Origin of the sequence: Shewanella sp. Pdp11, from assembly GCF_002838165.1 — a bacterium.
GTDB classification, from domain to species: Bacteria; Pseudomonadota; Gammaproteobacteria; order Enterobacterales; family Shewanellaceae; genus Shewanella; species Shewanella hafniensis.
On sequence record NZ_CP015194.1, the window covers coordinates 3905181 to 3915801 of the forward strand.

11 protein-coding genes are annotated in these 10621 nt (G+C 43.7%); all 11 read right to left on the minus strand.

All coding sequences use genetic code 11. The features are described 5' to 3' along the window. Positions 1-4 precede the first annotated feature (4 nt). Positions 5-2104, minus strand: a complete 2100-nt coding sequence (gene flhA / locus AYJ58_RS17280; protein WP_106651066.1) for a flagellar biosynthesis protein FlhA — start codon at positions 2102-2104, stop codon at positions 5-7. A 108-nt stretch (positions 2105-2212) separates the two neighbouring features. Continuing rightward, positions 2213-3343, minus strand: a complete 1131-nt coding sequence (flhB, locus tag AYJ58_RS17285) for a flagellar biosynthesis protein FlhB (RefSeq protein ID WP_106651067.1) — start codon at positions 3341-3343, stop codon at positions 2213-2215. Positions 3344-3361: 18 nt separating this feature from the next. Then, complete coding sequence (fliR, locus tag AYJ58_RS17290; RefSeq protein WP_106651068.1) at positions 3362-4159, minus strand: flagellar biosynthetic protein FliR; 798 nt, start codon at positions 4157-4159, stop codon at positions 3362-3364. 4 nt (positions 4160-4163) lie between these two features. Then, positions 4164-4433, minus strand: a complete 270-nt coding sequence (gene fliQ, locus AYJ58_RS17295; RefSeq protein WP_106651069.1) for a flagellar biosynthesis protein FliQ — start codon at positions 4431-4433, stop codon at positions 4164-4166. An 18-nt stretch (positions 4434-4451) separates the two neighbouring features. Continuing rightward, positions 4452-5198, minus strand: coding sequence for a flagellar type III secretion system pore protein FliP (fliP, locus tag AYJ58_RS17300; RefSeq protein ID WP_106651070.1), 747 nt, complete (start codon positions 5196-5198; stop codon positions 4452-4454). Further along, the gene (gene fliO / locus AYJ58_RS17305; protein WP_106651071.1) at positions 5195-5623 is read right to left on the minus strand and encodes a flagellar biosynthetic protein FliO; all 429 of its coding nucleotides are present in this window, start codon (positions 5621-5623) and stop codon (positions 5195-5197) included. The genes fliP and fliO overlap by 4 nt, the downstream gene beginning before the upstream one ends. 29 nt (positions 5624-5652) lie before the next feature. Next, positions 5653-6033 carry a flagellar motor switch protein FliN gene (fliN, locus tag AYJ58_RS17310; protein WP_028761182.1) on the minus strand — a complete coding sequence of 127 codons (381 nt, stop codon included), beginning with the start codon at positions 6031-6033 and terminating at the stop codon, positions 5653-5655. 11 nt (positions 6034-6044) lie between these two features. After that, complete coding sequence (fliM, locus tag AYJ58_RS17315; RefSeq protein ID WP_063884842.1) at positions 6045-7076, minus strand: flagellar motor switch protein FliM; 1032 nt, start codon at positions 7074-7076, stop codon at positions 6045-6047. A gap of 48 nt (positions 7077-7124) precedes the next feature. Continuing rightward, positions 7125-7652: a flagellar basal body-associated protein FliL gene (fliL, locus tag AYJ58_RS17320; RefSeq protein WP_106651072.1), complete on the minus strand. Its 528-nt coding sequence runs from the start codon at positions 7650-7652 to the stop codon at positions 7125-7127. Positions 7653-7740: 88 nt separating this feature from the next. Further along, entirely contained in the window at positions 7741-9897 is a 2157-nt protein-coding gene (locus AYJ58_RS17325) for a flagellar hook-length control protein FliK (protein WP_106651073.1), read from the minus strand. Positions 9898-10158: 261 nt separating this feature from the next. Then, positions 10159-10605 carry a flagellar export protein FliJ gene (gene fliJ, locus AYJ58_RS17330; RefSeq protein WP_006082402.1) on the minus strand — a complete coding sequence of 149 codons (447 nt, stop codon included), beginning with the start codon at positions 10603-10605 and terminating at the stop codon, positions 10159-10161. Between the last annotated feature and the right edge of the window lie 16 nt (positions 10606-10621).

Consider the following 10621-nt stretch of genomic DNA (forward strand, 5'->3'; position numbering starts at 1 on the left):
TCCTCTACTGGCCGACTGCAGATACGATACGTATTTGCTTCTCATCAGGTATTTCTTGATACGAAATGACTCTGAGATTAGGAATAGTATGTTTAACAAAGCGTGACAGCGTCGCGCGTAACATACCTGACGTCAACAATATGGCGGGTTGTCCGACCATTTCTTGCTTCTGAGCCGCATCGGCAAGGGACTGCTGCATGCGTTCTGCAAGACCGGGTTCAATATTTGGACCATCACCACCGGTTGCTTGCATTGATTGATGCAACATCTGTTCCAACTCTGGTGCCAATGTAATGACGGGGATTTCTAACTCTGGACCAGAGATCTCTTGGACTATCATACGTTTCAATGCGATACGTACTGCAGCGGTCAAAACTTCAGTGTCATTACTCTTAGTGCCGTATTCTAACAAAGTTTGCACTATTGTACGCAAGTCTCTGACTGAAACCCCTTCATTTAACAGGTTCTGCATCACTTTTACGACATGTCCGAGTGGCATGACATCAGGAATAAAGCCATCCACCAGTTTAGGCGAGTGTTTCGCAAGCATATCCATCAGTTGTTGCACTTCTTCGTAACCTAACAACTTAGCTGCATTATTGGTCAGCAATTGGCTAATATGGGTTGCTACAACCGTAGCGGCATCAACAACCGTATACCCTAATGTTTGGGCATGCTCACGTAATTCAGGGGCAATCCATACCGCTTCAAGACCAAAAGCTGGGTCACGCGTTTCAATACCATCGAGCTTGCCATAGACTTGGCCAGGGTTAATCGCCAATTCGCAGTCGTGTCGAATATCCGCCTCACCAACAACTACGCCCATTAATGAAATGCGATAGGCATTAGGCGACAAATCTAAGTTATCGCGAATATGCACTGCTGGCACTAAGAAGCCCAGTTCTTGGGATAACTTTTTACGTACGCCTTTGATACGGCTTAATAACTCGCCACCTTGACCTTTATCGACCAGCGGAATTAGACGATATCCCACCTCAAGCCCAATAGTATCAACATGATGCACATCATCCCAGCCCAACTCTTTAGGCTCTTTATCTTGCCTCTCTACAGGACCAGACTTAACAAGTTCTAGGGCTTTAATGCGTTTTGATTCATTACGTTTATAGACAAAATAGGCGGCTCCTGCCGTCATAAAAGCAAAACTTAAGAACGCCATATGCGGCATGCCAGGAACGATTCCCATGATAAATAGGACTCCAGCAGCGATACCCAATGACTTATGACTGTCAAACATCTGACTCATCATCATTTGGCCCATATCACCGGATTCATTTTGACGGGTCACCATCAATGCTGCTGCGATTGACAATAACAACCCAGGGATCTGCGCCACCAGACCATCACCGATAGTCAGCAAGGTATAAATTTCAACCGCTTCTGAGAAACTTAAGCCATGTTGAACAATACCTATGATGAAACCACCTAAGATGTTGATCACTAAAATCATGATACCCGCAATAGCATCACCTTTTACGAACTTTGAAGCACCGTCCATCGCACCATAGAAATCCGCTTCACGTGTCACTTCTGCTCGACGTAATCTTGCTTGTTCTTGATTCAAAGTACCAGCATTTAGGTCGGCATCAATTGCCATTTGCTTGCCAGGCATAGCATCTAAGGTAAAGCGGGCGCTCACTTCAGCGATACGACCAGCACCTTTAGTCACTACCGCAAAGTTGATAATAATCAAAATGATAAAGACAACCAAGCCAACGGCATAGTTACCGCCAATCACCACTGAACCGAAGGCTTCAATCACCTTACCTGCCGCATCGCCACCATTATGGCCCTCGAGTAAAACCACACGAGTTGAAGCGACGTTCAGAGCAAGGCGAAGTAGAGTCGCCACTAACAAGACGCTCGGGAAAGCGGCAAAATCCAACGGTCTATCGGTATAAATAGCGACTAATAATACGATGAGCGCTAAAGCTATGTTGAATGAAAAAAGTATGTCTAGTAAGAATGGAGGGATAGGTAAAACTATCATGGCCAATGCTGCGAGTACGAGTATAGGAGTGCCTATACCTTTAAACGTACTCAAGCGCATTTGTTTTACCTGACCTAAGGTCGCTCTAACATCCATTCATAATTACCTAAACTTTGACGTATGGCAGCATAAAAGCAAAAAGTAGGCCAATAGCTTATTGGCGCACAATAATATCACGACTTAAAAGAATTTTTCGCTTAGACCTTAATATTTTAACTCATCAGGAATGGGTTGATTAAGAGGGATAGGAATAGGCTTTCGACCTCGACCTTTTTGGTATTGGCGCAACTGGAACACATAGGCCAAAATCTGCGCCACAGCAGTAAACAGTCCTTCAGGGATTTGTTGATCCAACTTAGTTGTATGGTATATAGCTCTTGCTAATGGCGGAGCAGAGACGATTGTCACATTATGAGCGCGGGCAATCTCACGAATTTTAAATGCGACATCATCAACACCTTTGGCAACAACAAAAGGCGCGACTGAACGCTGCACGTCATATTTAATCGCTACCGCAAAATGCTCAGGGTTAACGACGATGACATCGGCATTGGGTACTTCAGCCATCATTCGACGCTGAGCCAACTCGCGTTGCATCTGCCGTACCCGTCCTTTAACTTCAGGCTTCCCTTCAGTATCTTTATACTCATCCTTTACTTCTTGTTTGGTCATCTTGAGTTGCTTATTGTGATTCCAAAGTTGAAATGGAACATCGATGACGACAATCAACAAAATAGAGGAACATAACAAAATAAACATCCACACGAGCAAATCTAATGCGTGGTAAACATTGCCAGGAAGATGATCACTAGACAACAACAGAATTTCATTGAAATAAAAGCTCAGTAATAAATATGCAGAAAATGCCACCACAGAAAACTTGGCAATCCCCTTCGTCAGCTCAACTAGCGCCTGCACACCGAACATACGCTTCAAACCTGCTGCAGGGCTCATTTTACTGGCCTTAGGCATCATAGCTTGGGTCGAGAAATTCATTCCACCTAAAGCCACGTTGCCAATAAAAGCAACAACCACAATTAACAGCATTATTTTTGCCATGGGCCAGACGATTTCACCCGCGACAACACCCCAAACATTAAACATTTCTTCAGTATCAAAAACTTGCGCCCTGTCCATGGTGAAAACAGTCTCAAACACCCGAGTTAAACTCTTGGCTAGACTTGGACCTAGCATATAAAAACCACACGCAGCAGAAATTAATACCGCTGCTGTACCTAGTTCTTTCGAACGCGCAATCTGTCCTTTTTCCCGCGCCTGTTCAAGACGCCTCCCTGTGGGTTCCTCACTGCGTTCACCGCTTGATTCTTCAGCCATGGGCAGCTCCTAATACCGTCATATCAAACCATCGGCGTTACATTGAAGCGCTAACATATCGCAAAGCAGCACTTGAGCCGCAGCCCACACTTCATCGAAATGGGCCATAACAGGCGTTAAGGTTAACCAAAGAATAAATAACCCGCCAATCATAGTGATCGGAAAACCAATAGAGAAAATGTTTAATTGCGGCGCGGCGCGAGTCATCACACCGAAGGACAAGTTAACTAATAACAAGGCAATAATCGCGGATATTGACATAGTTAATGCCGCACCAAACATATACGAGCCCCAATCAGCTAAAGCGCGGTAGCTAGTAAGAGTTAATCCTTGATTAGAAATGGGTAAGGTCTCAAAACTCACCACCAACATGCGGATCATTAATAGATGTCCATCGACGGCTAAGAAGATTAATGTCGCCAATAATAGAAAAAAGTTACCAATAACGGGTGTTTGCTGACCCGAACCAGGATCAACCATAGAAGCAAACCCGAGACTGGTTTGCATACCAATAATCTGGCCGGTTAATACAAAAACTTGCATCACCATTTGAGTCACAAACCCCATGGCAACACCAATAATGATTTGCTGCGCAGTAATAAATACTGCACTGAGTGAAAATAGATCGGCATTTTGAACCGGAGGAAGGACTGGCGCGATCGCAAAGGTAATCGCCATGGCCAATAATAGACGCACACGAGTTGGAGTGGTTGCGGCCCCAAACACCACCATAACCATTAGCATACTCGCGACCCGAAACAGCGGCCACATATAAGCGGCAATGGTCTGCACTAACGTATCGAGCAGCAGCTCCATTGGGTTAGCCTATTACTTGCGGAATGCGATTAACCATCTCGACAAAAAAGTCCATCAAAGTTTCAACCAACCAATGCCCCATAAACATTAGCGCAAGCAGCGTTATGATTAAACGCGGAAGAAAACTTAAGGTTTGCTCGTTAATCGAAGTCGCGGCTTGAAACACGGCGACAATCAAACCAATACCCAGCCCTGGTAATACAATAGCTGACACCATAATAACAATCACGGATAGAGCTTCACGAAAAATATCAATTAGCGCCTCTGGACTCATGTAAGTACTCTCCCTTGGCTACCCGAAACTATTCGCTAATGTCCCTAGAACTAAGCTCCAACCATCGACGAGCACAAACAACATGATCTTAAACGGTAGCGACACTATCATAGGAGATAACATCATCATACCCATGGCCATTAAGATACTGGCCACCACTAGATCTAACACTAAAAACGGCACGAACAACATAAAGCCTATTTGAAAAGCTGTTTTCAGCTCGCTGGTAATAAAAGCGGGAATAAGCACGCTCATCGGGGCTTCTTCGGGCGACTTAATGTTTTTGTAGCCTGAAATCTCAATGAAGGTTTTTAAGTCTGTGGTCCTGACTTGCCCTAACATAAAGCTTCTTATTGGTTCTTTACCTTTTTCGAACGCTTGCTGCAGGGTTAACTGCTCCTCAATGTAAGGCTTAACCCCTTCGTCATAAATCCGGTCAAATACCGGCGCCATAATAAAAAAGGTCATGAATAAACTCATGCCAATTAATACTTGATTGGAAGGTGTTTGTTGTAAGCCAATAGCTTGACGTAATATAGACAGAACAATGATGATCCGCGTGAAAGAGGTCAACATGATGAGCATCGCAGGTAAAAAACTCAGCGATGTCATCAGCAGTAAAATCTGCATTGTGACTGAGTATTCTGTGGAGCCGTCTGGTCCTGTTGTTACAGTCACTGCAGGCAAAACACCATCAGCGGCCCATGCCGACGGCATGCATAACAGAATAACGAACCCAACTAACGCGAGGATACGTGTTGTCATTGTTTTGATTTCGCCTGACGTAGCCGACTCGCAAAGGAATCAGACTCTATATGAATAGGTTCAACTAACTTATCAATCAAACTCACCTGCTGCGAGCTAACGCCAAGTAAATATTGCTGCTCCCCCACCTGCACTAAGACTAAACGCTCTTTTTGACCGAGCGAAGTCACGGCTATGGTTTTTAAAACACCGTTGGTCGTGGGAACTAAATTGAACCGTCTTAATAAATAAGCTAACGCAAAAATTAAGAGTAAAACCAGAATTAAGCCACCTAACATACTCGCTAGGGTTGCGACTTGAGAAGGTTCAGCCATTTTTGCGGCCGAAGATGTCACAGCTGTTACGCCTTGAGTACTATCGCCTACAAGACTCTCAGTTTTTGCTTGAGATACTGCAGCTAAACTGAGTATTACCGATATGGTCATTCTGGTTCCAACTTTCGTTGATGAGACAATTATTTAAGCTTTTTAATTCGCTCGGTTTGACTGATCACATCGGTTAAACGAATACCGAATTTATCGTTTACAACCACAACCTCACCATGCGCAATCAGCGTACCGTTAACCATCACATCTAAAGGTTCACCCGCAACTCTGTCGAGCTCAACCACAGAACCTTGGTTTAACTGCAACAAGTTACGAATACTGATATAGCTACGGCCCACTTCCATAGAGATAGTGACTGGGATATCTAAAATAGTGTCTAATTTCGCCGCTTCAGCTTTAGAGATAGGTCTCGAATCATCAACTAATTCATCGAGCTCAATCGCGTTAGCTTCTTCTAAAGCTTGTTCTGCCATTGCTGCAGCCCAATCATCCGTATCGTCTGTGCTCATCTTACTTCACCTTATAATTCTGATATATCGCGAGATTTACCCTTGCGCGTCACTAATTGTAGCTCGGATTTAACGGTTTCTGGCCGAGGGATCTTTTCATATATTTTAAGTGCTAGGTTATCTCTAGAACGGCCCATTTTACAACGATATGTCGGTAAATCCTCGATTTTCATCATAATATATTCCGGTAACTCAATCGGAATAATATCGCCCGCTTTAAAATTCATCACATCTTTGAGCGTTAATTCATGTTCCACAATGTTGGCATCGAACCCGACCTTCACATCCATGATTTCATCATGCAATGCCTGCGACCAACGCATGTCAGTATCTTGCTTATCACTTTGAACACCCGCATCGAGCAACTCGCGAATCGGCTCAATCATGGAATACGGCATAGTGATATGGAAATCACCGCCACCACCATCAACTTCAATATGGAATGAGTTAATCACGACAACTTCAGTAGGACTGACAATGTTGGCCATTGCCGGATTGACTTCTGAGTCCAAATAGTCGAACTCCACATCCATCACAGGTGCCCACGCATCTTTATAATCTTCAAAAATTATTTTAAGCAATAGCTGTACGATACGTCTCTCAGTAGGCGTAAATTCCCGCCCTTCGATCTTGGCATGGAAACGGCCATCTCCCCCAAAGAAGTTATCCACTAGGATGAACACCAATCTGGCTTCCATGGTGATCAATGCTGTACCTTTGAGCGGACTAAAACGTACCATATTCAAACTAGTAGGAACGAATAGCGTATGTACATACTCTCCAAACTTGAGCATCTGTACACCGTTGATCGACACTTCAGCAGCGCGACGCATCATATTGAACATACTGATCCGCAAATGACGTGCAAAACGCTCATTCACAATTTCCAGCGTCGGCATACGCCCACGAACGATGCGATCTTGGGAAGAGAAATCGTAGGAACGCGCATCATGACCAGCGGAATCAATTTCGTCATCATCATCGACGTCATCAACCCCGTGCAAGAGTGCATCAATCTCGTCTTGGCTTAATAAATCACTCACTATATTGCCTTCGCCTCTTTAGATTACTTACCCACTATCAGTAAAGGGTTATTGCATCACAAAACCAGTAAACAGCACTTTCTCGACAACTTTACGGCCAGTGACCGACTGCAGGGTATTTTGCACACTTAAGAGTGCTAACTGGCGTAATTCATCTTTACCCGCTTGCGTACTGAGTTTTTGCACATCTGCGCCACTGAAAGTCGTTAAAAGCGCATCTTCAATCAGCGGAATGTGTTTTTGTGTCAGCACATCATCATCTGTGCCACGTACCATTAACTGTACTTTAATCTCAACTAAACGAGCGCGATCAGGGCCAGGCAGGTTAAACAAAAAAGGACGTGGCATAGGCACATAGGATGCGGTAGTCAGCGCACCACTTTCAGCAGGAGTTTCTGTTTGTACGGCTCCGTCAGTTGACGTCGTGGCGTCCTCAGAACTACTACCAAGGAAAAACCATAGGACACCGGCAATAAGCAGTGCAACTAAAACCCCCACTCCAATAAAAATAAAGAGCTTTTTTTTACTTTTGGGAGCTTCGGTGTTCTCAAGTTCTAACGATTCTTCCTTAGCCATTCACTATTCTCTTTAATTTAGGCAGAAACTCTTACGTTTTATTAATATGAAAACGTAACTATATAAGTCATCGCTATAGGTTACCTACTTAAGCGTAATAATCTATACCTGAATTTACACTAGAAGCTTGATTTAAACCTAAATGTAGCTCTTCTGCCGAGATTTCATCCACATCAGCCCCACTTGAACCGCCACCGTCGCCAAAACTTCCCTCTCGACGTTCACCTTGGCCACCTTGAGACACATGGCTATCCGCTAATTGCATCCCTTGCTCTTGCAGTAACTCGCGTAATCTTGGCATAGCTTGTTCAACTAAATCACGCGTCTGTGTCTGAGTGACATGGAACTGTACTTGGGTCTGATCGCCATGCACTTGAATTTTTACCAGCATATGTCCAAGCTCAGGGGGATCGAGCCTAATTTCAGCATGTTGAATACCTTGACTCACCATAGTGATCAACTGTTGCTTCATCACAGGTGAAAACCGTTGGATCATCTCTTGCATTTGGTTTTGTTGTTCGACACCTTGGCGTAATGACAACTGAACTTGCATCGTTTCCTGACGATTGACTTGTAGTGGCGTCGATGACTGAGCTAAAGCAGAAAATGACTTAATGTCAGTCGTTGATCCCTTGTCTTCATCCCCCATAATGAATGGCTTAACGTCTCTTTGAGCATCGAGTGTCACACTGTATTTCGCATCCTTTAGCAAATTACCCGCATCCATTGCTACTTTTGAAACATCAACATTGATCTCGGTATCAGTCATTGCGCTATCCTTCGGATCAACTGCGTTACCTAAGATATTCTGTGTATCCAGTGTTGTAACTATAGGCTGAACTTCTACTTTACTAACCGCGACATCAACATTCGCATTTCTGCTCACCTGCTGAGGTATTGCAATCTCAGCATTGCGCACTGTTGGTTTATTGCTCTCGGCAGTAACGTCATCCGCATCGTTCTCACCCAAGTTAGAGGTATCAGCCACCTTGGGACTTGCCAAGTCCAATGTATCCACTCTTTCATCAGCGATTATAGATGTTGCAGCCATTTCATTCTTAATCGTCGATGTCGCTAGCGTTTCTGACTTCAAGGTTTGGCTTGCTGTATTAGGCTTCAACGTTGATTCGTCTACGTCGTCTGAGGTTACAAGTGCCTCAGAATTAAGATCCAACCTTGTACCACGCTGTTCAGCGTTTAGACTCGCAACTTGATGCGCATATTTATCCGTTGAAAATGATTTATCGCCTTTAAGTTCAGTCACATCTACTTCTTTCAATAACACGCTTTCTAGATTTTTTGATGATGCCTTTGCCGCGGTCTCTGCTGTATCTACAAATTCAGATAAATCCAAATTTTCAGATGTTTTACTGTTCGGCGGAATGACTTGTCCCTTTAAAAATGCAGAATGAGATTCAACGCTTTTATCCGTAGATAACTGTGACTTCAATGCATCTAAAGTGTCATCAAGTAATACTTTCTTACCCTGGATTGCTTCAACAGGTAATATCTCTGCTGATGTTCCACTGGAGGCTACTAGAGTATTTTTTTGCATTATCTCTACCGATTCTTTATCAGCAGAGACTTTATTAGTGGCATCAGTCTCATTTAAAGCCCCTGTATCTAGTTGAAGTTGGCCAGTTAGCTTTTTGAGTTCAGAGGAAAAAGAAGTATCAGTGTCCAATACCTTTTGGATACTCAATAGATCGCCGTTTGAGGACTTGCTATTACTTTTCTCAGTTGCCAGGTTAACTTCACTTGACGTTAAAATATCAGCCTTACCTTGCGCTGAGCCTGAGATGTCGACAATAGGAAGCTCAGTGTTTATCGCTTTCATTGAAGCTTGTACACCCGACAGCTCAACGGTACTGAATGCATCACTTTTCAATAAAGGGTCAGCAGACTCATTATTTTCCCCTTGGGAAAAGTCAGACGGCAAACTCTCTCCATCTGATGCCGTTTTCTTCATGTCATTTGCCATGCTGATCTGGGCGAAGATGAGATTTACGTCAGCGTCATCCGTTGATATGTCTTTATCTTTTACTTTATCAGTAGAAGCGATCTGCACTTTATCGTCAGTATTCGCTGTAGCCTTTTTAGGCGCGGAAATAGAAAATGAGCTAGCGGAGACAGACGCAAGTGTAGATGAAAAGTCTTCATTATTAGACTCTTGGGAAGATGTCTTAGCGGAATTGGCCGCAGAGTTGCCTGTTTTACTCAACAGGATATTGGTCATTTGTTGCATAAGTGCTCCCAAACATCACCCAGCAGAAGAGAAAATGGCTAGGTAAAAACGTCAATTAAACACTGCGGTTGCAGGGTCATGGACTAAATCAAAGCAAATAAGGTGCCAAAACTTCAGTTTTTTACTACAGCATATTGAAAAGAATAAAACCCAAAGGAAGAAGTCGAACAAATGTTCAGCGCCATAGAGCGACAGCAGAAAACTGAACTCATATCGGACTTGTGAATGGTGAAGATACCGAGCATTTAACGCGCTATTTCACTAACGCTGATGGCGGCGATAAAACTGCTGAGAAGCAAATTCATCGGTCATTTTCTGCTCTCGTTTTTGTTCAACAACTTGGCGCTTCTTCTCTTTACTCGCTAAGAGTAATTCCACTGCCTTACGTTTTTTCTGTTTTTCCAACCAATGCTGTTGTCGATATTCTTTTTGTTTTTCACCGTCGGCCACAACGCGATTTTGCTGAGTAATAGCATCATCAATCTGACGAATAAAGCGATGAAACTGGTGATAGTGACTGGCACTAATGGCTTGGCCTTGCTGGGATTGCATTTGCTTCATGTATTCTAAGCGATAGTTATTGAGTGCACTGAGTTGATTCAGCCGTTTTTGACACTCTAACTGCGCCGACTTTAACAATAACGCCGCTTGTTCTTCGGCATCATTGGCGAGCTTTAACACTAACAACAAGGGATCGGCGTTAGCCATACTAGACCTCGATTAA